The sequence below is a fragment of the Mesorhizobium sp. M1169 genome, from assembly GCF_040318345.1.
Lineage (GTDB): Bacteria > Pseudomonadota > Alphaproteobacteria > Rhizobiales > Rhizobiaceae > Mesorhizobium.
This window is the reverse complement of the sequence record NZ_JAMYME010000005.1, coordinates 262516-283557: the sequence shown is the minus strand read 5'-3', so window position 1 is coordinate 283557 and position 21042 is coordinate 262516. Positions and strand designations below refer to the sequence as shown.

General features: G+C 62.3%; 21 protein-coding genes and 1 pseudogene. 16 read left to right on the top strand and 6 right to left on the bottom strand.

What is annotated here, in order from left to right; translation table 11 throughout:
- Positions 1-437: 437 nt before the first annotated feature.
- From NKH41_RS08095 to NKH41_RS08080, 4 genes are all read left to right on the top strand, one after another.
- Positions 438-4796 (top strand): strawberry notch-like NTP hydrolase domain-containing protein, encoded by a 4359-nt coding sequence (locus NKH41_RS08095; RefSeq protein ID WP_352777600.1) that lies wholly within the window; start codon positions 438-440, stop codon positions 4794-4796.
- The gene (locus NKH41_RS08090) at positions 4796-5842 is read left to right on the top strand and encodes a DUF7146 domain-containing protein (protein WP_352768548.1); all 1047 of its coding nucleotides are present in this window, start codon (positions 4796-4798) and stop codon (positions 5840-5842) included. Before NKH41_RS08095 ends, NKH41_RS08090 begins: the two co-directional genes overlap by 1 nt.
- 313 nt (positions 5843-6155) lie before the next feature.
- On the top strand, positions 6156-7091 hold the full coding sequence (locus NKH41_RS08085) for a DUF2493 domain-containing protein (protein ID WP_352768550.1): 936 nt from the start codon (positions 6156-6158) through the stop codon (positions 7089-7091).
- 847 nt (positions 7092-7938) lie between these two features.
- Complete coding sequence (locus NKH41_RS08080; protein WP_352768910.1) at positions 7939-8268, top strand: DUF736 domain-containing protein; 330 nt, start codon at positions 7939-7941, stop codon at positions 8266-8268.
- Between the two features lie 193 nt (positions 8269-8461).
- Here the strand turns inward: NKH41_RS08080 and NKH41_RS08075 are convergent, their stop codons facing one another.
- Positions 8462-8677, bottom strand: a complete 216-nt coding sequence (locus NKH41_RS08075; protein ID WP_023674290.1) for a helix-turn-helix domain-containing protein — start codon at positions 8675-8677, stop codon at positions 8462-8464.
- Positions 8678-8803: 126 nt separating this feature from the next.
- On the opposite strand from NKH41_RS08075, the gene NKH41_RS08070 reads away from it, so the two are divergent.
- From NKH41_RS08070 to NKH41_RS08015, 12 genes and pseudogenes are all read left to right on the top strand, one after another.
- Complete coding sequence (locus tag NKH41_RS08070; protein WP_352470545.1) at positions 8804-9082, top strand: DNA -binding domain-containing protein; 279 nt, start codon at positions 8804-8806, stop codon at positions 9080-9082.
- Positions 9083-9250: 168 nt separating this feature from the next.
- Positions 9251-9610, top strand: coding sequence for a transcriptional regulator domain-containing protein (locus tag NKH41_RS08065; protein WP_352768913.1), 360 nt, complete (start codon positions 9251-9253; stop codon positions 9608-9610).
- On the top strand, positions 9567-10007 hold the full coding sequence (locus NKH41_RS08060; RefSeq protein WP_352777613.1) for a DUF2285 domain-containing protein: 441 nt from the start codon (positions 9567-9569) through the stop codon (positions 10005-10007). Before NKH41_RS08065 ends, NKH41_RS08060 begins: the two co-directional genes overlap by 44 nt.
- A gap of 124 nt (positions 10008-10131) precedes the next feature.
- A complete protein-coding gene (locus NKH41_RS08055; protein WP_352771559.1) occupies positions 10132-10422 on the top strand; it encodes a helix-turn-helix transcriptional regulator in 291 nt (96 codons plus the stop codon).
- Between the two features lie 17 nt (positions 10423-10439).
- Positions 10440-10871 (top strand): replication initiator protein A, encoded by a 432-nt coding sequence (locus NKH41_RS08050; RefSeq protein WP_352768553.1) that lies wholly within the window; start codon positions 10440-10442, stop codon positions 10869-10871.
- Entirely contained in the window at positions 10868-11503 is a 636-nt protein-coding gene (locus NKH41_RS08045) for a S26 family signal peptidase (protein WP_352932396.1), read from the top strand. Before NKH41_RS08050 ends, NKH41_RS08045 begins: the two co-directional genes overlap by 4 nt.
- A complete protein-coding gene (locus NKH41_RS08040) occupies positions 11472-11798 on the top strand; it encodes a DUF736 domain-containing protein (protein WP_352768557.1) in 327 nt (108 codons plus the stop codon). Before NKH41_RS08045 ends, NKH41_RS08040 begins: the two co-directional genes overlap by 32 nt.
- 262 nt (positions 11799-12060) lie before the next feature.
- The gene (locus NKH41_RS08035; RefSeq protein WP_352932393.1) at positions 12061-12825 is read left to right on the top strand and encodes a lytic transglycosylase domain-containing protein; all 765 of its coding nucleotides are present in this window, start codon (positions 12061-12063) and stop codon (positions 12823-12825) included.
- On the top strand, positions 12822-13073 hold the full coding sequence (locus NKH41_RS08030) for a hypothetical protein (RefSeq protein WP_352768560.1): 252 nt from the start codon (positions 12822-12824) through the stop codon (positions 13071-13073). Before NKH41_RS08035 ends, NKH41_RS08030 begins: the two co-directional genes overlap by 4 nt.
- On the top strand, positions 13070-14812 hold the full coding sequence (locus NKH41_RS08025) for a relaxase/mobilization nuclease domain-containing protein (protein WP_352768562.1): 1743 nt from the start codon (positions 13070-13072) through the stop codon (positions 14810-14812). The genes NKH41_RS08030 and NKH41_RS08025 overlap by 4 nt, the downstream gene beginning before the upstream one ends.
- Positions 14813-15265: 453 nt before the next feature.
- A pseudogene (locus NKH41_RS08020) lies at positions 15266-15527 on the top strand (CopG family ribbon-helix-helix protein).
- On the top strand, positions 15524-15832 hold the full coding sequence (locus NKH41_RS08015; protein WP_352768564.1) for a type II toxin-antitoxin system RelE/ParE family toxin: 309 nt from the start codon (positions 15524-15526) through the stop codon (positions 15830-15832). The pseudogene NKH41_RS08020 and the gene NKH41_RS08015 overlap by 4 nt, the downstream one beginning before the upstream one ends.
- Positions 15833-16020: 188 nt before the next feature.
- Here NKH41_RS08015 and NKH41_RS08010 read toward each other — a convergent pair whose 3' ends face one another.
- From NKH41_RS08010 to NKH41_RS07990, 5 genes are all read right to left on the bottom strand, one after another.
- Positions 16021-17070 (bottom strand): L-idonate 5-dehydrogenase, encoded by a 1050-nt coding sequence (locus tag NKH41_RS08010; protein ID WP_352768566.1) that lies wholly within the window; start codon positions 17068-17070, stop codon positions 16021-16023.
- The gene (locus NKH41_RS08005) at positions 17067-18473 is read right to left on the bottom strand and encodes a TRAP transporter large permease (RefSeq protein ID WP_352932388.1); all 1407 of its coding nucleotides are present in this window, start codon (positions 18471-18473) and stop codon (positions 17067-17069) included. Before NKH41_RS08005 ends, NKH41_RS08010 begins: the two co-directional genes overlap by 4 nt.
- Before the next feature lie 3 nt (positions 18474-18476).
- The gene (locus tag NKH41_RS08000; protein ID WP_352768569.1) at positions 18477-19049 is read right to left on the bottom strand and encodes a TRAP transporter small permease; all 573 of its coding nucleotides are present in this window, start codon (positions 19047-19049) and stop codon (positions 18477-18479) included.
- Positions 19050-19193: 144 nt separating this feature from the next.
- A complete protein-coding gene (locus NKH41_RS07995; RefSeq protein ID WP_023717039.1) occupies positions 19194-20168 on the bottom strand; it encodes a sialic acid TRAP transporter substrate-binding protein SiaP in 975 nt (324 codons plus the stop codon).
- A 51-nt stretch (positions 20169-20219) separates the two neighbouring features.
- Complete coding sequence (locus NKH41_RS07990) at positions 20220-20939, bottom strand: FadR/GntR family transcriptional regulator (RefSeq protein WP_352768571.1); 720 nt, start codon at positions 20937-20939, stop codon at positions 20220-20222.
- Positions 20940-21042 lie beyond the last annotated feature (103 nt).

Sequence of the window (21042 nt, the reverse complement as noted above, 5' to 3'; positions counted from 1 at the left end):
GGGCACCCGCGCCCCTAATGCCTCACACCCCCCTCGCCCATTTTTCACCCCCGCTCGCCCAACAGGCCGGTTAAAAATCCCCCCCCGCGGGGCGGGGGGGGGCCCGCCCCGCGCCCTTTCCTACCCTATCGGATGCTCACTTTCTCACACGGGCAAAGCCAATTGGCCGCATCTGCCGCGTCCTTCTCGCTCGGCGGCTGCTGCCCCGCCGTTCCCACTGCGTGCCAAGATATCGCCCCCGGGCTGCCAACCGCGTTGCCGCTGTCGTCGTTGCGCTGACGGCGGGTAGCGGCGCGGCGCCCGGATCGAAGAAGGATTGTCATCGGCAAGACCGCAGTCCGGAGGGGAGAGGCCGGCCAGGGCGGATTTGAGCCGGATTGGTCGAGAGAGAGGGCCGCCCGGTTCATTCCCGTTCCGCTCTCCTCGAGGTTTTCTCCATGCTTGATGTTTCTTCGAAGACTGCCGCTCCGGCAGTGCCGCTTCCGCTTGTCTCATCCCCGGCTGTCGAACCAGCTGCCGCCATCCACAGCGCGGCGCAGTTTCTTCTGCCCCATCTCGAACGCGGTAAGCGCGTCGACGTCTCGAGCCTTCGCTCCGCCATGGAAGCTGCCTTCGCTGCCTCCGATGCGTCCGGCGCATGGGACTGGAAATCAGCCTATGACGCTTGCGAAGTCGCGACGGTGCTGTTCCTGCGCAAATACGGAAAGTCGCTTTTCCGCAAAGCCGGTTCTCCGGCCGCCGCACTTCCGATGCTGGGCAAGATCGCCGGCCTATTCCCAACGCACACGCGCCGCTCCGAAGAGACCGAAGCGCTTCAGCAGTTCAGCACCCCCATTCCGCTCGGTCTGGCGGCCGTGACTGCCGCGGCAATCACCCCTGCCGACCGCGTGCTGGAGCCCTCCGCCGGCACCGGGTTACTTGCTATTCTGGCCGAGATCAGCGGCAGCACACTGCTGCTCAACGAACTGGCCGAGGCCCGCGCCGGGCTTCTCTCGTTGCTCTTTCCGGCCATCCCCGTCACTCGCTTCAACGCAGCGCAGATCGATGATTATCTCGATCCCGGCATTGCACCAAGCGTCGTGCTGATGAACCCGCCGTTCTCGGCGCTTGCTAACGTCAGCGGCCGCATGCCCGACGCCGCCTACCGCCACGTCGCCTCTGCGTTGGCCCGGCTCGCCGAGGGGGGGCGGCTTGTCGCAATCACTGGGGCAAATTTTTCCCCAGAGCTGCGCATCTGGCGCGAGTCCTTCGTCAGGCTCCAGGAGCGCGGTCGCGTGGTGTTCACCGCCGCGATCGACGGCGCCGTCTACGCCAGGCATGGCACCACCGTCGAGACCCGGCTGACCGTCATCGACAAACTGCCGGCCGACAATCCAGGCATCTTTCCAGCATCAGCCGGAACGGCGCCCGACGTCGCGACACTGATCGCCAGGATTGGCGAGCACGTTCCCGCACGGCTGCCGGTCAGCGCTTCGGCTTTTGCGCCCGCCGTCAAGGCACTGGGGCCCACAGCGCGCACGGTGCGCGGTGATCTCGCCAGATCCACCGCTTCCTCTCCGGTGCGCAGCCTCGCCGAGCCGGAAGGCGCCGAGCTTGCCTACGAGACTGTGGACTGGAGGCCTGCCGAAAGTAGGCACATCACCGATGGCATCTATGAGGAGTACGGGTTGCAGGCGATCCGCATTCCGGGCGCCCATCCGCATCCGACCAAGCTGGTTCAATCGGCGTCCATGGCATCCGTTGCTCCGCCGAAGCCGAGCTACCGGCCGATTCTTCCTGCCAAGGTTGTCAGCGACGGCCTCTTGTCCGACGCGCAGCTAGAAACAGTCATCTATGCCGGCGAGGCCCATTCGGAGTTCCTCGCCGGTTCCTGGACGGTGGACGACACCTTCGATCTTGTCTCTGCCGCGCGCGACGATGCCGCGCACGTCGTCCGATTCCGCCGGGGCTTCATGCTCGGCGACGGGACGGGCGCCGGCAAGGGCCGCCAGTCGGCCGGCATCATCCTGGATAGTTGGATGCAGGGCCGCCGCAAGGCAGTGTGGATCTCCAAATCCGACAAGCTGATCGAAGACGCCCAGCGCGACTGGTCTGCTCTCAGCATGGAGCGCCTGCTGGTCACGCCGCTGTCGCGGTTCCCGCAGGGCAAGGCCATCCGCCTCGATCAAGGGGTCCTATTCACCACCTACGCCACGCTGCGCTCCGACGAACGCGGTGAGAAGGTCTCGCGCGTGCGGCAGATCGTCGAATGGTTGGGCACCGACTTCGACGGAGTGATCATTTTCGACGAGAGCCATGCCATGCAGAACGCCGCAGGCGGCAAGGGAGAACGCGGCGACGTCGCCGCCTCACAGCAGGGACGCGCCGGGCTCCGCCTCCAAAATGCCCTGCCGAACGCCCGCGTCGTCTACGTCTCGGCGACGGGCGCAACCACCGTCCACAACCTCGCCTACGCGCAGCGTTTGGGCCTATGGGGTGGTGAGGATTTGCCCTTCGCGACCAGGGCCGAATTCGTCGAGACGATCGAGGCTGGCGGCGTTGCCGCCATGGAAGTGCTCGCCCGAGACCTTCGCGCACTCGGTCTCTATACGGCCCGATCGCTCTCGTACGATGGTGTCGAATACGAGCTGGTCGAGCACCAGCTTACCCCCGAGCAGACCCGCATCTACGACGCCTATGCCGGAGCGTTCAGCGTCATTCATAACAATCTCGACGCCGCGATGCGGGCCGCCAACGTCACAGGCGAGACCGGGACACTGAACCGTCAGGCAAAGTCGGCTGCACGTTCGGCATTCGAGAGCACGAAACAGCGCTTCTTCGGGCATTTGCTCACCGGCATGAAGACGCCGACCCTGATACGCTCGATCGAGCGCGATCTCCGTCAGGGCCATGCCGCCGTCATCCAGATCGTCTCGACCGGCGAGGCACTGATGGAACGGCGCCTCGCGGAAATTCCAACCGAGGAATGGAACGACGTTCGCGTCGATATCACGCCGCGCGAATATGTCCTCTCGTATCTGCAGCATTCGTTCCCGGTGCAACTCTACGAGCCGTTCACCGACAGCGAAGGCAATTTGTCGTCACGTCCGGTCTATCGCGACGGCCAGCCCGTGGAGAGCCGCGAAGCGGTCGCCCGCCGCGATCGCCTCATCGAGCAACTCGCTTCGCTGGCCCCCGTCCCGGGGGCACTCGATCAGATCGTACAGCGCTTCGGCACCGACCTCGTAGCGGAAGTGACAGGCCGGTCGCGCCGAATCGTGCGCAAGACCAGCACTCGAGGCATCGATCGCCTTGTCGTCGAAAATCGCGCCGGATCGGCCAATCTCGCCGAGGCACAGGCATTCATGGATGACTGTAAGCGCATATTGGTGTTTTCCGACGCCGGTGGCACTGGCCGCAGCTATCACGCTGATCTCACTGCGAAGAACCGCCGCCTTCGAGTTCACTATCTGCTCGAGCCGGGCTGGAGGGCCGATGCCGCCATCCAGGGCTTAGGGCGCACCAACCGCACGAACCAGGCGCAGCCGCCGCTGTTCCGGCCGGTTGCGACCGATGTGAAGGCTGAGAAGCGCTTTCTCTCGACGATAGCCCGGCGGCTCGACACATTGGGCGCCATTACGCGCGGCCAGCGCCAGACCGGTGGCCAAGGCCTATTTCGCCCTGAGGACAATCTGGAGTCGCACTATGCCCGCGACGCGTTGCGGCAGCTTTACCTGCTGCTGGTTCGCGGCAAGGTGGACGGCTGCTCACTCCAGATGTTCGAGGAAGCGACCGGCCTCACACTGACGGATTCCACCGGCATCAAGGACGAACTGCCGCCGATCACGACCTTCCTCAATCGGCTGCTGGCGCTTACCATTGCGCTTCAAACCGCCCTGTTTACGGCCTTCGAACAATTGCTAAATGCGAAAATCGAGGGCGCCATCGCCTCCGGTGCCTACGACATCGGCTTGGAAACACTGCGTGCGGAGAGCGTCGTCGTCACCGAGCGACGCGTCATCCATGTCCATGCCGCCACCGGTGCGGAAACACGACTGCTGACCATCGCCCAGCGCAAGCGCAATCGACCCGTTTCACTTGCCGATGCCCTTGCCCAGCTTCACGATCCCCGCGCGAAGCTCCTGGTCAACAACCGATCCGGCCGCGCCGCCGTACAGGTGCCAGCGCCCGCACTCATGCTCGACAACGGCGAGATCGAATGGCGCGTCCGGCTGATCCGGCCGATGGAGCACCATCAGGCCTCACTGAAGATGATGGCGGAGAGCCACTGGGTTGAGGCTGAGCAGGCTGCATTCGCTGACGCCTGGGGTGTCGAGTCGGCTGACGTGCCCGAATTCACGGACAGCACTATCCATGTCGTTGCCGGCATGCTGCTGCCGATCTGGAAGCGTCTGCCCAGGGAATTCTCACGTGTGTACCGGCTCCAGACTGACGATGGCGAGCGCATCATCGGTCGTCAGGTCCCGCCAGCATGGATCGCGGGCGCACAGGCAACAAGCTCGTCTTCCATCACAGCCAGTGACGCTTTCGTTGCGCTTCTGGGCGGTCGAACGATCCTGGACCTCGCCGATGGTCTGCAGCTTCGGCGCAGCCGCGTCATGGGCGTCAGCCGAATCGAGCTGACGGGCTTCAACGACACTATGCGTGACCGTCTTTCGGCTTACGGCCTCTTCCGAGAGATCATCTCCTGGAAGCTGCGCATGTTCGTGCCGGCCGACGCATCTGGACCCGCAATTCTGGGCAAGCTCCTGAAGGGTTATCCAGTCCAGCGCATCGACACGCGGGAGGATGCGTGATGGCCCGCCACGATGCGTCAGAACTGGCGCACCGGCTCAGCCGGCAGGCTGAGGCGGTTTGTCGCTACTATCTTTCGAACGGGCATCGCGAGGGCCGCTACTGGCTTGTCGGCGATGCGCAAAACACGCCGGGCCGCTCAATGTTCGTGCGGCTCGTCGGGTCAGCAAACGGAAAAGGAGCAGCCGGCAAATGGGCCGATGCGGCGACTGGCGAGCATGGCGACCTTCTAGACGTCATCCGCGAAAGCCGCGGCTTCAGCAACTTCAAGGACGTTGCGAATGAAGCAATGACTTTTCTCGGCTTGCCGCATCCCGAACCAGAGCAGATTTCTCCCCGGCCGAAATCGGTAGACAAGCGATCCGGATCATCGGAAGCAGCGCGTCGGCTGTTTGCGATGTCGCAGCCGATTGCGGGTACGGTCGTAGAGGCGTATCTGCGCAACCGCAGTATTACCGCTTTGCACGGGACCGGAAGCCTGCGTTTTCACCCGCGCTGCTACTACCGGCCCAACGAACAAGCGCCGACTGAGACCTGGCCGGCGATGATCGCTTCAGTCACCGATCTCGACGGCCATTTGACTGGCGCACATCGCACATGGCTTGATCCTTCCGGCTGGGGCAAGGCACCGGTCGGTACGCCGAGGCGCGCAATGGGCGATCTTCTTGGTCACGCGGTTCGCTTTGGCCTGCCGGGCGACGTCATGGCGGGCGGCGAAGGCATCGAGACCGTCTTGTCGCTTCGGTGCATCCTGCCCGATATGGCTATGGCAGCGGCACTCTCGGCCGCCCATCTTGCTGCCATGCTGTTCCCCCTCACGCTGAGACGGCTCTACATCGTGCGCGACGCCGATCCAGCCGGTAATGGCGCGCGTGACACCTTGATCGAAAGAGCGAATGCTGCCGGGATCGAGCCGGTCGTGCTCTCGCCGGCACTTGGGGACCTCAACGAAGATCTCTGTACGCTAGGCGTGGATGCCGTTCGAGCAGCAGTCCGTGTTCAGCTCGCCCCGCAGGACATCGCCCGTTTCATGGCAGTGGCGGGATAACTCGGAACGAACAGCCTGTCCGCTGTCGCTTGCATCACTGGATGCTCCTGAAGTCGGAGAGAACCGCGCCTGCGGGCCTTCGAGAGGGCGATCGGCCAGCAAACGACCCGGACCCGCAATGTCTCCGGCCGACTATTTTCCGGCGCGCTCCCCCAACGGAGCGCTTTCCATCGCGAAGCAAAATAGCCGGCCTTCACCCTCCTCCGCTGACACTCCGGCCCTTCGCTTCGCTGCGGGTGCAGGTCCGTCCCGTTCGCCGGCTTCCGTCGCCATGAAGGCCGCGAGGGTCGCGGTCCAACCGGCGGAGCATCCAATGAGCGAGCATGACGACTACGAACCACAGCACTCGTCTTCACCCATCGACCACGTCCTCACCGAACTCCAGCTCTATGGCTACCGTCCCTTCGTGGATGAGCCTGATCCTCGACCGCTTCCAGAGGGCCACTGCGTCGCCGGCGCGATCGCCGACATCTTCGACGCCCTCATCGTGGCACTGCAAGACACTCGCCTCGAGCCCGATCTCGACGATCTTCTGTGGTCGACCGTCAACATCTTTCACCGCGCCGCAGATCGGATCGAGCGCGAACTCGATCACAACGAGCAGGCGCAACGCCGCAGCCAGTGTGAGCAGGACGGCAGCGAAGTGAAATCCGTCGAGCTGGAACGCCTGACGGCCGAAGGGCAGACGCTGATCGAACGCCAAAGCGCCTTCGAACTGATGCGTGATCAGGCCGCGGAGCACTACGAGCGCCACACCGGATCGAGTTGGCGACCGCGCAGCGGATCGATGGTCAACCATCGCAACATGACCTCTGCGCTGATCGACAGCCGCGATTTTCTCAGCGCCAAGAAACGCGCCTCGCAGGAAGTCCTTCTGCCACCTGGCCCGAAAATCGCCTTCACCGCTGGGCTCGACTTCAATGACCACCAGCTGATCTGGGCCAAGCTCGACCAGGTCCACGCCAGGCATCCCGACATGGTATTGATGCACGGGAAATCGCCGAAGGGTGGCGAAAGGATCGCCTCCTGTTGGGCAGACCGTCGCAAGGTACCCCAAATCGGCTTTGCCCCTGATTGGACAAAGCATGCCAAAGCCGCCCCGTTCAAGCGCAATGACGTAATGCTGGAGGCGCTGCCGATAGGCGTCATCGTCTTTCCCGGGACCGGAATTCAGGACAATCTTGCAGACAAGGCAAAGAAGCTCGGCATCCCAGTCCTCGACTTCCGCCCCAAGGGAGGCGGCACGTAAGCGCTGCCCGCCCCTACCCTTTTTTCGATTGTGCGATACGGCCGCGATCGGGCAGCGCGTACTGTATTTGCAGCTCGCTGGAGTGCTTGGCCCGGGATGCCGGATCTCCGGCTCCAGCCCCGTCCGTCTTTTTGCGATGCTCAAGTCCGCGCCCTAGCAAAGGCGCGCGACGCCGTCACGCTTGCCGTCAACGTTTCAGCTGCGTCGCAGCTGGCATCACAGCTGCGAATAAACGACGCCCGTTCAACCGAACAGGGCCTGGATCTGGGCGAACTCACCGAACAACCGGCGTGGGCAGGATGCTTTTTTGGCCGTCGCATTGTTAGCGTCGTCGCTGACACGGCATCGCGCGACGCACAGTTCGAATCCACCACGGCGTTCCGACCCGTTCTAAAGATAGCGCATATCCGGTGGTGCACGTCAGCCGTGACTTGAACCATCACGTGCGTGTCTTATTCGCGTTGCTGACAACAGCTTGCGACTTCGCGATCCCGTACAGAGGAGCATCGACGCCGGTGACCGTCGTAGCCAGGATTTCGCCAGCGACGGTATCGCCAGGTTCTCCATTGATGTCTCTATCTGGTGGGCCGCTCCAAACGGCCTCTTTAATGGGCTGATCTGGCCGAAGGTCGGCTGCGCCTCGATCGCCTAAGCCGCAATGGCGCCAATCGACTTTCTTCCCCTGCCGGCTGCGCCGTCATTCCTCGCCAAACAACAAAGTCGCTTGGCTGCCATCCTCCGCTGGCGCTGCGGTCGCAAGCGATGCGGCGTCGATCGCCTGCGGCCCGCCGATCGCCATCGAGGCCGCAATGGTGCGGGCTCGAAACAGAGTTCAAGGAGAAAACTCATGGCGATAATCGGAAGCTTCAAGAGGACCGGCAACAACGAGTTCACCGGCGAAATCGTCACCCTCTCGCTCCAGGCCAAGAACGTCCGCATCATCCCCGAGGCCAACCGCTCTGGCGACAACGCCCCCAGCCACCGTGTCTTCGTCGGGCGGGTCGAGATCGGCGCCGCCTGGTCCAAGCGCTCCAATGAAGGCCGCGACTTTCTCGGCCTGAAGCTGGACGATCCGAGCTTCACCGCTCCGATCTACGCCAACCTCTTCAACGATGAGCAAGGCGAAGACTACAGCCTCATCTGGTCCCGCCCCAACGGCCGCCGCAACGCGGAGTAAAGCCCCGACCAAGGCTCCGCCCGGACGAACAGGGCGGGGCCGTCCTCCTTTTCACGACAAGATGAGCGCAGTCGCTGCGCAACGAGCTCCGTCGGACTTCGGGGCGACTACCTGTCGTGTTCGCGACTGGAGACTTCATTCCTGCATGTCGCCTCGCCGATCATCGAAAATTCGAGGTGTTTCCCGCGTCAACTCACGGTGCCGATTTTCTGATCAACTCGCATGGGTCCACATTCAGCGCAGTTGCGATCCTCCCAAGAACACTGATGCTGGCCGAGACCCGAGCGCGCTCGATCGATCCGACGTAACGCATGCTCAGTCCAGAGCGGGCGGCCAGTTCCTCCTGCGTCACGTTCTGGTCATGGCGCAGACGACGCATGTTGGCCGCCATGATCTCCTTGAGATTCATGGCGGATTAGGGACCAGAAAGGGAACTATCGTTCTAGGAATGATCGTTCCTATTCGCTATGATTGGTGCTCGATCTAAAGGACGGCTCCTTCGAGATCGCGATCGAAATATGAACGGTCAAATACCATGCTTAAACCGCTGCTCGATCCTGATGTCGCCGACATTGCGCCGGATGCCTCGGTCCTGACCGGCTATGACGAGGAGCGTCTGCTCACCTACATTCGCCTGCTTGACGCGGCGGCGGAAGATGCCGATTGGCGAGAGGTGGCCAGGATCGTCTTGCATATAGACCCGGAGCAGGAGCCGGAACGAGCGTTCCGGTCCTGGGAAACCCATCTTGCCCGCGCGCGATGGATAACGACCAGCGGCTACCGATATCTTCTCGCTGGCGGCGCTCCGCACTGACGCGGCCGGCGCTCCACTTTGCTGAGTCGGCATAATGGTTTGTCGACTCTCCAACTATTCAACTTCCTTATCCGCCGGGAATGTTGACGCCGACGCCTCACATCCGGGTACGCGGAGAGGACAGGAACAGTGCAAGGCGATTGGACCGATCCGGCGGCGTATGCACACATGTGCAGCTACCAGGCTACGGAGTTCGCTGCCGAGTATCTGATCCGGAATGACGAATTCGTGGCAGAGTGCAGCCAGCTTGCATCGCAACTCGCTGGTTCTGGAGAACCTGCCGGTCAGCCCGATCTCGCCGCCCGTTGGGGCGCGCGATTTCAAAACTGCCGGTGCCGGAGTTCCGAAAGCGGACAATATCATCTGGACGGAACAGGCCTCGCCGCGCGTGCTCCGGGTCATGCAGGTATCCGCATCCCATCAAACAGTTCGACCTTCCAGCCTTGCCGGAGCCAGCGTTTGGCCGCAGGACGAAGGCCTTCACATTACTTGGTCTACCTTAATTGGGAAAAGTCATCTCGTCGCTGATGACCGCGCCGGTGAATTCAACGCTATCCTTCTGCCGCTCGACGCTGCATTCGAGACGCGGCTCGATGCAGCGCGCCGGTTCTGGCGCGCACTGAACGGCCGGGCAGGAAGTTCATCTTACGGCGCGCTGCCGCAACAGACCAAGACCAGGCATATCCTCAATTTACGCGCACATGATGGTCACCGCACGGGTGCAACGTATCGTCAGCTCGCGGAGGTGCTGTTTTCGCAAGAGCCGATTGTGCCGCGAGATTGGCGTGATCATCATCTCCGCCACAAGGTCCGAGCTATCTTACGCCGTGCAGCTTTTTTAGTCGCCGGCGGCTATCGCGATCTTCTCTTCTACCCCCACAACCGCAGCGAAAAGTCCGGCCGCCGAAGTCCTTCTTCGGGGTAGCAAAGGGTAGCAAAAACGCGCCCCCCAATCTTTGCCCTCCCTCGCCTTTCCTCATTTCGATCATGGTCCACTTCGCGCGTCCCGGCAGGCCAGGACGACAGCAGAACCGAATGGAGATCGAGCGATGTCGAAGGGTCCCGCGGACGCGCCCCAAAAGTATTTGCGCACGAAGGAGGCAGCACCCATCGTCGGGCTCTGCGCCCGCACACTCGAAAAGCACCGGACCTACGGCACCGGCCCAAAATACCGGAAGGTCGGCGGGCGCGTTCTCTACGACATCAACGACCTGCACGCCTGGATAGAGCTGGGCGCACGCACCTCCACCAGCGATGCCAATGCGACCTATGTTCCGCCGGCAAAACCCCATGCAGCCCGCGCGCCCGCCTATGTCGGCCGGCGCGACCGCAGCACCTGATCTGTGGCGCACCGAAAATGCAGTATCGCGAGACCGTTCAGCAGCAATTTGCGCTGTCTTATATCCCCTCAACCGGCTTCCCTCCACGCGGCACGCGGGACGTCGTGGCGCGGCAGCTCGTCTTATTGGTGAAATCCCGCCACCTGACACCGATCCACCCTCATGCGGGCGAAGAACCGACCTGCGTTGAGGCGGCAAGTGTGCACGGCATGGCAACGATTTGGAACGCTGCCATCCTGGTCTGGGCTGCGTCGCAAACCATCCACGCGCAAGCCAGGAGATTGCAACCGCGCCGCTTGGTAGCGGCGAAACAGCAGCAAATCCTGACCTTCATGTCGCCGCGTCAACGGCGGCACGTCCACAGCCGGATAGCCGCACGCGAGCAGCCGAGTCCATACGCCGGCAAGCGTCGTAAAGCTTTCCTGCTGCGCCCCGGGATCGAGTCATGAGCAGACGCACAAAGATCATCGCCACCATGGTTGGCGGCGCAGTGCTCGCCGCGGCGCCGGCATGGATTAGCCATCCGCCGCTGTCCATCTGGAACGCATCGGCGAGCATCCCCGTCGGGCTCTATCGCGTCCAGCCGGCCGACAAAATCGGTATTGCCAATATCGCCGTCATCATGCCGCCCGAGCCATTGGCGGCCTTCATGGCAAGACGCGGCTATCTGCCGAAAAAAGTGCCGCTCCTGAAGCGTGTTTTGGCACTCGGGGGCGCAACCGTCTGTCGCCAAGGCACAATGATCATCGTCAACGGCAAGACGTATGGACATGCGCGCGAGCGTGACAGTCGTGGTCGATCCCTGCCCATCTGGCAGGGCTGCCGCGACGTTGCCGAGGCCGACGTCTTCCTTATGAACCCGGGTGCAGCCGACAGTTTTGACAGCCGCTATTTCGGCCCGCTCCCGCTCTCATCGATAGTTGGCCGCGCGGTTCCCGTCTGGACCACGGAGCGCACCACTCCGGTACTGGATATCACCAACGATCCCTCGCTAGCGAGCCGTGATGGCTCGGCTCGACGCGCACCAACACTCAGAAAGGAGCACTGCAATGACCCAGATCGGAACCTTCACGCGCAATGATGACGGCTTCTTCGGCAATCTCTCCACGCTAACAATCGAGGCGAAGATTGCCATCCTGCCTGCCGAGAAATCCAAAACCGAAAACGCGCCCGACCATCTGATCTATTGCGAAGGGATGGCGGTCGGTGCGGCTTGGGACCGCGCCGGAGACAAGGCTGGGGATTACCTCTCCGTCTCAATAGACGACCCGTCCTTTACGCAGCCGATCCGCGCCAAGCTGTTCCGGTCCGATGCAGAGAACAGCGTCTGGAGCCTGCACTGGAAGCGATCTTCGAAGCGCGACGGGCGAGGCTGAACAGATGCTTCTGGAGCCCTTCGACGAATCCTTCTCGCCAACCCTTTTGATCCATTGCGCGCCGGCGAAAACCTTCGACCCGACCGCCCGCGAGGCAGCCAAGAGGGGGCCGGACACTTGCTTGTGGCTGCGGACACCGATTTCATCACAGTTTTGGCAAAGCCGGTTCGATTGGCGAGCCCCTACCCTTAACGGAAGCGAACACCGTCGCAGGCTGGCAGCGCATCGGTTCTGCGGTCTGCGGGACGCAGCCCACAGAGGCATGACGACGTTTGCCGCATGTGTCATGCTCGGCTTCGTGGCGCCCGAAACTGGTGCAGCGACTTCCTGTGCTGGTGAACGGCCGGCGCACTCCGAGTCGACGATCTTGTCGGCTGGCCCGTGGTCGCGGCATATCCGGGAAGCGTCAAAACGCTTCGCCATTCCAGAGCAGTTGCTGCGCGGCGTTATGCATGTTGAGAGCGTCGGCGATGTTCGTGCGCTTTCAAGCAAGGGCGCAATGGGCTTGATGCAGATCATGCCGGCGACGTGGCAGGAACTGCGCATCAAATACCGTCTTGGTGACGATCCCTATCAACCGCGTAACAACATTCTTGCAGGTGCAGCATATCTTCGCGAAATGCTCGACAGCTTCGGGCGCAGCGGCTTTCTTGCCGCTTACAATGCCGGTCCTGGTCGTTACACGGAACATCTCTTAACCGGCCGTCCGCTGCCACGCGAGACGGTCGACTACGTCAGGAAACTTGCGCCGCTGCTCGATGGTGCAGTTCTCACTCCGCGGCGCGCGCGGCAAGGTGCAACGATCTTTCCGCATCCCCATGACATTCGGAACGCCGCTGCATCGGATGGCAATGGTTATGCCGAGACGATCTTTGCGGCGATTTATTCGTCCGCAATGCGGTCGCCAATGGGCGATCCTGCTGCGGACCTGACCGCGATCGAGCCACAGCCGGGTGAAACCGATTTCCAATCGAACCACGCTGTTTCCGGCCTATTCGCTCAGCCCTCTTTAGCCATATCGCGATGATCGCCACGTTCGTCCTCAATTGCATTCCGGCCTGTTCCGTCGCGGAAATTGCGGCGGAAGGGTTGGCTGTGGATGAGAACAGAGAGATTGGCAGGATAAAGGGCCGCGAGGTGCGGCTCGGTTCGGCCGATTGTTTTCCTTACAATTTTCGTCTCATTTCGCAATGTGCTGGCACAATCAGCGATGTGCGCTATTCCCAATTTTTCAGTGTTTCAATGGAAACCGCACCTCGTGGCCGTCTAGCATGAAGCGTGACGATAGCTTTCGCGTCCGCCCTGGTCGCATCCGCTCCCGCGCCGGCCAGCGCGCACGACCCTTCATCTTCCAGGCTCTTGCGGCCACACAGCGCGCCGGCGGTCACCTTACACGCGAGGGTCGGATCACCTCCCCGCGAGCTTCAACGTTTGGCCGCGGCAGGTCAGCGAGCATCCGCGCCAGTCGCCTCATCTCTGACCGGTCACGCGGCGCCGTCGTCAAGACCCGTGTGGTACGGCAGTTCAGAGGGTCTGGGCCACTCGCCACCCATCTCAAATATCTTCGCCGCGAAGGTGTTACACGTGATGGTGAGAAGGCGAGGATGTTCGGTCCCGACACCAAAGATGCAGATCATGACGCCTTCTGCGACCGCTGCAAGGATGATCGGCATCACTTCCGTTTCATCGTTTCGCCAGACGATGCAATGGAGCTCGGCGACCTCAAGAACTTCGCTTGTGACCTGATGGCCGACATGGCGCGCGACCTCGGCACGAGGCTCGACTGGATAGCCGTCGATCACTGGAACACCGAACATCCGCACGTTCACATCCTCGTTCGCGGCGTTGCCGACGATGGCGAGAGCCTTGTCATCTCGCGGGACTACATCCGCCAGGGCATGCGCGATCGGGCGAGCGACATTCTCACCCAGAAGCTTGGGCTCCGCATGGACCTCGACATCCGCCGGGCCATCGAGCGCCAGGTCGACACTGAGCGCTGGACGCAGCTCGATCGCCAGCTTGTTCGTGACGCCGACCGTCATGGTATCATTGATCTCGCGCCACATCCTGATCGCCGGCCCGACGAGTTCCTGGGGCTCAAAGTCGGCCGGCTGCGGCAACTGGAAAGCCTGGGCCTCGCGAACGAGATCCGTCCCGGCCAGTGGATAGTGGTCGAACAGGCCGAGCCCACTTTGCGCGCCCTCGGTGAACGCGGCGACATCATCAAGCGCATGCACCGCAGCCTCACTGTGCATGGGCTAGAAAAAGGGACGGCCGACTATGTGCTAGCCGCCGAAAGGATTGATGCGCCCGTGATCGGCCGACTGCTCGAACGCGGCCTTTATGACGAACGGCGCGGCGCGGCCTATGCCATCGTCGATGGCATTGATGGACGCACGCACCACATTCGCTTCCATGACCCTGATGCGGCCGGAGACTCCGACCCGGGCTCGGTCGTGGAGTTGTGCCGCGATGCGAGTGCAAATGGCGGTGGCCGGGTCACGCTCGCGGTCCGCTCCGACCTGTCAATCGAACAGCAGGTCCATGCTTCCGGCGCGACTTGGCTCGATCGCCAACTCGTTGCACGCGAGCCTGCCGAATTCGGTGACGGCGGCTTTGGTAGGGACGTAAGACAGGCACTGCAAGATCGGGTCGACCACCTTGTCAGCCGCGATCTGGCCAAGCGCGAGGGACAGCGCGTCATTCTTGTGCGCAATCTGATCGATACTTTACACGATCATGAGGTGGAATCGCTCGGTGCCCGCCTCGCCGCCCAGACGGGCCTCTCGTTCACGAAGGCTGCCAACGGCGATCATGTGGCTGGGATTTACCGGCGGCGTTTCTCGCTGGCTTCAGGCCGGCTCGCGATGATCGACAATGGACTCGAATTCAAGCTCGTGCCCTGGTCGCCGTCGCTCGAAAAGCGATTGGGTAATCAAGTCATCGGGGTCGTGTGCTCGGATATGGGGGGCGTGGATTGGAACCTGGGAAAGAAGCGCGGCATCGGGCTATGAAGGTTCCGGGCGTATGCTCTATCCTGATGCTGGGAAGCCAGCACGGTCGCACATTCTATTTGTACCTGCACAGTGAAGCGCCGATTGCCTCGCAAAAAACAGGGACTTTGCGCATCCTCGATTCAGTCTGGCGCCGGCAATCGCGGCACTGGCGCTGTTTGCCTTCGTCTATCACTGGAATAGCTATCTCTGGCCGCTGACCGTTCTACAGGGCAATGCACACGAATATCCAATCGTCATCGGCCTTAGTCGCCTGCTCAGCTACAACAGAGGCGCTCTAAACACGGGACTGGTGATGGCTGGCGCCACGCTTGCCGTGCTCCCGCCACTGGTGCTCTTCGTCTTGCTGCAGCGCTTCTTTGTGGATTCGATCGTCGGCTCGGCGGTCAGGGGATAATGAACCAGCGCGGCGCTCTGTGCTAAGGTGTACACCGATCAACACAGGACACCGCTATGGCCGCTAGCACCACTATGACAATTCGCGTCAGTCCCGATGTAAAGGAAAAGCTCGACCGGATCGCAAACCGACACCCGGCGTAGCAAGTCATTCCTCGCAGGTGAAGCCGTCGCAGCGTATGTCGATCGCGAGCTTGAAATCATTGAAGGTATCAAGCGCGGCCTTGCTGATGTCGAAGCTGGGCGCATCGTGTCTCATGATAAGGCTATGGCAGAAATTTATGCCGCGATTGATGCCGGCACGGGCCGCAAGGTGTGACGCGAGCCGTTCAGTGGTCTCGCGGTAAGCTGGACGACATCAAGGAACAGATCGCCTATATCTCGCAGGATAATCCGCGCGCTGCGCGCCTGGCAGCAGACCGGATTCTGGACGCAGGGGCCGCGCTTGGGGAAATGGCAACCGGGCGACCCGGCCGTGTATCCGGCACCTATGAAAAGCCTTTGAGCCGCCTGCCCTACATCATCGCTTATGCCGTGACCGCCAAGGACGCCCGACAAAGCATTTCAATTTTGCGGGTGATCCACGCAGCGCGCGATTGGCAGGACGAGGAATGGCCGAACTGAGCGAAATCCCGCGACGAGGGGCTTTAATCGCGAGCGGATTTGCTGCCAACAATTTTGACAGCAAGCTGCCGGGTATTGCTCCGGAGTTTAACCGGAGACCTGGGTGGGAGCATATACGTCGAGCACGTTCTGAGTTTCGTCCGTTCGCAATGAGTTATGGCCGCCAACGATCTGGCAAAAACCACGATTCAGTCCGCGGTCAGCACGACCTTGACACTCTGTGAACGGTCGGCGGCAAGTCGGAAGGCATCGGGGGCGCAAGAAAGCGTGCGCTCCGCTGTCATCAGCTTCAGGACGTCCACCTCCCCCGACACGATGAGATCGACCGCCCGGCCGAACTCCGTGCCGAAGCGGAATGTGCCTTTGAGGTCGATCTCCTTGGCCATCACTGCATTGGCAGGCAGCGGGATCTGGCCACCGGGAAGATTGCCGACCTGGACCACCGTGCCGCCGCGCCGGACACTGGCGATCGCCGCGGCAAGGCCGGCGGCAGTGCCTGAAATCTCGAACGCCACATCAAGCGAATCGCCGGCAGCAAGCGCCTGGAGTTCGGCGTCGCCGCCGGAAAGGCCGATCGTCCTGTCGGCACCCAAACTGCGGGCGAAGGCGAGCGGCGCGGCGGCGATGTCGGCGACGGTCAGTTCAGCGCAGCCGGCAAGCCTGGCCGCGAGCATGGTCAAGAGACCGATGGGGCCGGCACCGAACAGGACGACGTTGCGGCCCCTGACGTCGCCCGCCCGCGCGACGGCGTGCAGACTGACCGCCAGCGGCTCGGCAAGTGCGGCCGCCTGGTAGGCCACGTCAGATGGAACCTTGAAACATTGCGCGGGCGTGGCGTCGAACAGACTGGCGAAGCCGCCCTGCATATGCGGCGTCTTCGATGCCGAACCCATGAAATAGATGTTTTCGCAGAGATTGGCGCGGCCTTCCAGGCATCGCGCGCAACGCCCGCACCAGCGCGACGGATTGACCGCGACATGGTCGCCGATGCCGAGGCCGGGCGCGGCGCCGTTGATCTCGACGATTTCGCCTGAGATTTCGTGGCCGAGGACAAGCGGCGAAGTGACGACGAAGTCGCCGGTACGGGCATGGCGGAAATAATGCAGGTCGGAGCCGCAGATGCCCCCTGCCCCAAAGCGCACCCGCACCATGCCTGGTGCCAGCGGTTCAAGCGGACGCTCCACGACGCGCAGGTCCTGCGGGCCGAACAGCGTCGCGGCAATCACCTGGCCACTCACCGGATCAAGCCCATCTCGGTCGGCAGCCAAAGCGTGATGGCGGGTATGAAGGTGATCAGAAGCAGCGCCACGATAAGCGGCACCAGCCACGGCAGGATCGCCATGGTGGTGCGCTCAACCGAGAGCTTGGCGACGCGCGACAGCACGAACAGCACCATGCCGAGCGGCGGGTGCAAAAGCCCGATCATCAGGTTGAGAGTCATGATCAGCCCGAAATGCACCGGGTTGATGCCGTAGACGGCGGCGACCGGCAGCAGGATCGGCACCAGAATCGTGATCGCGGCGATCGTATCGAGGAAGCAGCCGACCACCAGCATCAGGATGTTGACCAGGATCAGGAAGACCCACTTGTTTTCGGTGAGCGCGAAAATGAAGTTCGAGAACAGCTGTGCTGCCTGGCTGACGGTGAGCAGCCAGGCGAAGATCGATGCGGCGGTGACGATGAAAAGCACCGAGGCGGTCGTCTCGATCGTGTCAAAGCTAGCCTTGGCAAGCAAACGCAGCGTCATCGTGCGGTAGCGCACCAGCCCGAGGAAAAGCGACCAGATCACAGCCGCCATCGCCGCTTCGGTCGGCGTAAACCAGCCCATCGTCATGCCACCGATCAGGATGACCGGCGTCATCAGCGCCATGACCGCGGAGAAATCGAAATACCAGTCCGCGGCGATCAGTAGCAGCAGCGCGATGTCGACCGCGATGTTGATCGACAGGCCAAGCTGCACAAGCACGTAACAGCCAATCGGAAAGGCAGCCACCACCAGCACCTCGCCCGCCGCTTCGGCCAGCCGCCGAAGCTCGAAAGGCGTGTCGGAACCCCAGCCGCGATTGTAGGCAAAGATGGCAACCGTAATCATCATCAGCACGGTCATGACCACGCCGGGCAGGATGCCGGCCATGAACAGCGCACCGATCGAAACATTGGCCATCATGCCGTAGATGACGAAGGGGAGCGAAGGCGGGAAGATCGGTCCGAGCGTGGCTGAAGCGGCGGTAACCCCGACCGCGGCGTCGATCGGATAGCCGTGGTCCTTCATCGCCTTGATCTCGATTGTGCCGATGCCGGCGGCGTCGGCGAGCGCGGTGCCCGACATGCCGGAAAAGATCACCGATCCGATGATGTTGACCTGCGCCAGGCCGCCTTTCATCCAGCCGACCAGGGCAAGGGCGAAGGAGTAGATGCGCCCGGTCACGCCGGCGATGTTCATGAGGTTGCCGGCCAGGATGAAGAACGGAACGGCGAGCAGCGGAAAGCTCTCCACCCCGGCGATCATGCGCTGGGCCGCGATGATATCGGGCGCGACGCCGTAGATGACGAGGTAAAGGATCGACGCGGCCGCCATCGAAACGGCGACCGGCACGCCGATGAGCATCAGGACAAGAAAGCCCCCGACCAGAAGCAGCATCGCTCAGACCCCCGCCGTCTCGAACGCGCCAGGACGCTCGAGCACCGAATAGCCGCGCCTGTAATTGCCGATGAAGACCTGGATCGAGCGCAGTAGCATCAGCACGAACCCGGCCAGTACGGCGTAGAAAAACCAGCGCCGCGGCAGGTTGACGGTGACCATGCGCTCATGCGCCACGATCGTGACGTAGCGCCACATCAGCCAGGATCCGTAGGCGAAGAATGCGATGCGGATAACATCGACGGCGAGCGCCAGCCAGCGGCCGACGCGCTCCGGCAGATAGTGGTAAAGCACGTCGACATGGATATGGCGCGAAAGGCGCACGCACATGGCGGCGCCCAGAAAAACGACGACGACGAGCGCGTTGATGGCGATCTCCTCGGTCCACGCAAGGCTGTTGTTCAGCGCATAGCGGGTGAAGAACTGCAGGAAGACACACACGACCATGCCCCAGAATACGGCAAGCGTGATCCAGTCCTCGATGCCGTGGTCCGACAGGTCGACGTGTACCGGCACCTCCTCGAAGGCGTGCGCGATCTCTTCGACGGTGATCTCGATGTGGTGTTCCTCGGCCATCGGCGCGGGCTCCCGAAGCTGGTGGGTCGTCAAGGATTGAAAAGGCCGTCCGGCGCAATCCGGAGCCGGACGTAAGGGCAGGTTAAAGCAGCAAATCCGATTGCCGCTCTATCCTCTTGATCAAGCATCTGATTTCCCGGTGCCCTACTTGATGGCGCGGATCGCTTCCCAATCGGCCTTGTTGTAGCCGAACTCCTCGAAGGTGACCTTCTCCAGCACATTCTTCTCGAAGTCGGCACGGTCGACATCGGTTACGCTGATGCCGCGGTCCTTGAATACCTGCACCAGTTCCTTTTCGCGGGCGACGATCTTTGCCGTGGCGCGGGCGGCAGCCTCCTGCATCACCTCGGTGAAGATCTTCTTGTCCTCGTCGGAAAGCGAGGCCCAGCGCGACGCCGATATGATGGTGTTGAGATGATCGACGATATGGCCAGTGAGCACGATGTTCTTCTGCACCTCGTAGAATTTCTTCGCCTCGATGGTGGTCAGCGGATTCTCCTGGGCCTCGACCGTGCCGTTCTGCAGGGCCAGATACACCTCGGCGAAGGCAATCGGCGCGGTGTTGGCGCCGCAGGCACGAGGCATGGCCAGATAGGCCGGCACGTCGGGAACCCGCATCTTCAGGCCCTGCATGTCGGAGCACTTGGCGATCGGACGGTTCGAGGTGGTCTGCCGCGTCCCGTAATAGGTGGTGGCGGCGATGTGATTGCCGGTCTTGTCCTCATAGCCCTTGGTCAGGGCCTTGTAGACGTCGCTCTTGGTGTATTTCAGCAAATGGTCGGCATCGCGGAAAGTGTATGGGAAATAGGTGACGCCGATCGGTGGATATTCGCGCGCCGCGAAGCTCGATCCGGAAATGATGATATCGACGGTGCCGAGCATCAGGCCCTGGTTGATGTCTGCTTCCTTGCCAAGCTGCGAGGCCGGATAGACGTCGATGGCGTAGCGGCCCTGGGTGCGCTTCTTGATCTCGTCGGCAGCCCACACGGATTCGGTGTGGAAGGGCTCCGTCGTCTCGTAGACATGTGCCCATTTCAGGACCGTTTCCGCCGAGGCCGACGCCATGGGTATGGCAATTGCGGCGATCGCACCGAGCAGAACTGCGTATTTTCTCAGCATCTAATTCCTCCCTGGTTGAACTTGACGGCCGGATCTCCCCCCGGCCAACTGCTATTCCGCAACCTCCGTGGCTGCGGCTCTCTCATCGAAATTGCGTGAGAATCTGATTTGCGACTGGCGCAGATGCTGCTGCATGGCGGCCTTGGCCCGCTCGGGGTCGCGCGCGGCAATTGCATCACGCACGGCACGATGTTCCTTTGCCGCGACCTGCCAGGAATCGCTGGTCTCGAAATAGATCGACAGGCGTTCGAAGTACGGGTTCATGCGCTGGTCGAAAAGCTCGCCGATGAAGCGCACCAGCACCGCGTTCTCGAGAATGCCGGCGACGGCGGTGTGGAATTCCCGGTCGAGCGCAATGGTCATCTTGTTGGGGTGACGCATGGCCTCCATCCGGCGCAGCACGTCGTCGAGCCGTTCGATATCTGCAGGCCGGACCTGGAGGGCCGCTTCGGCGGCGATCGCGCCTTCGACGAATTCGCGCGCGCGCAACAGCTCGAACGGGCCTTCCTCGACTTCGGGTTCGGAGGCGGCGGCGCTCGGCGGATCGGTGACGTAGATACCCGAGCCGACGCGGATGCGTATGCGGCCTTCAACCTCCAGCGCTATCAGCGCTTCACGGACTGTCGGGCGGGAAATTCCGAGCTGGTCGGCCAGATCCCGCTCGGTCGGCAGGCGGTCGCCGACGGAAAACTCGCCGGCATCGATCAGCTGCCTGAGCTGATCGGCGACCTGTCGGTAAAGCCGGCGTGGTTCAACGGCCTGGATCGGCATGCGCGTTTAGTTCCCTCCCGGGCCACCCTGGTACATTGGTCTGACCCATTGACCGCAGCTTAGACAGAGGATGCGGAGAGTCAAGCTCGATAGAACCGCGACC

Coding starts and splice junctions, on each gene's coding strand:
- NKH41_RS08095 (WP_352777600.1), top strand. CDS start 438: ATGCTTGATGTTTCTTCGAAGACTGCCGCTCCGGCAGTGCCGCTTCCG.
- NKH41_RS08090 (WP_352768548.1), top strand. CDS start 4,796: ATGGCCCGCCACGATGCGTCAGAACTGGCGCACCGGCTCAGCCGGCAG.
- NKH41_RS08085 (WP_352768550.1), top strand. CDS start 6,156: ATGAGCGAGCATGACGACTACGAACCACAGCACTCGTCTTCACCCATC.
- NKH41_RS08080 (WP_352768910.1), top strand. CDS start 7,939: ATGGCGATAATCGGAAGCTTCAAGAGGACCGGCAACAACGAGTTCACC.
- NKH41_RS08075 (WP_023674290.1), bottom strand. CDS start 8,677: ATGAATCTCAAGGAGATCATGGCGGCCAACATGCGTCGTCTGCGCCAT.
- NKH41_RS08070 (WP_352470545.1), top strand. CDS start 8,804: ATGCTTAAACCGCTGCTCGATCCTGATGTCGCCGACATTGCGCCGGAT.
- NKH41_RS08065 (WP_352768913.1), top strand. CDS start 9,251: ATGTGCAGCTACCAGGCTACGGAGTTCGCTGCCGAGTATCTGATCCGG.
- NKH41_RS08055 (WP_352771559.1), top strand. CDS start 10,132: ATGTCGAAGGGTCCCGCGGACGCGCCCCAAAAGTATTTGCGCACGAAG.
- NKH41_RS08050 (WP_352768553.1), top strand. CDS start 10,440: ATGCAGTATCGCGAGACCGTTCAGCAGCAATTTGCGCTGTCTTATATC.
- NKH41_RS08045 (WP_352932396.1), top strand. CDS start 10,868: ATGAGCAGACGCACAAAGATCATCGCCACCATGGTTGGCGGCGCAGTG.
- NKH41_RS08040 (WP_352768557.1), top strand. CDS start 11,472: ATGACCCAGATCGGAACCTTCACGCGCAATGATGACGGCTTCTTCGGC.
- NKH41_RS08035 (WP_352932393.1), top strand. CDS start 12,061: ATGACGACGTTTGCCGCATGTGTCATGCTCGGCTTCGTGGCGCCCGAA.
- NKH41_RS08030 (WP_352768560.1), top strand. CDS start 12,822: ATGATCGCCACGTTCGTCCTCAATTGCATTCCGGCCTGTTCCGTCGCG.
- NKH41_RS08025 (WP_352768562.1), top strand. CDS start 13,070: ATGAAGCGTGACGATAGCTTTCGCGTCCGCCCTGGTCGCATCCGCTCC.
- NKH41_RS08005 (WP_352932388.1), bottom strand. CDS start 18,473: ATGCTGCTTCTGGTCGGGGGCTTTCTTGTCCTGATGCTCATCGGCGTG.
- NKH41_RS08000 (WP_352768569.1), bottom strand. CDS start 19,049: ATGGCCGAGGAACACCACATCGAGATCACCGTCGAAGAGATCGCGCAC.
- NKH41_RS07995 (WP_023717039.1), bottom strand. CDS start 20,168: ATGCTGAGAAAATACGCAGTTCTGCTCGGTGCGATCGCCGCAATTGCC.
- NKH41_RS07990 (WP_352768571.1), bottom strand. CDS start 20,939: ATGCCGATCCAGGCCGTTGAACCACGCCGGCTTTACCGACAGGTCGCC.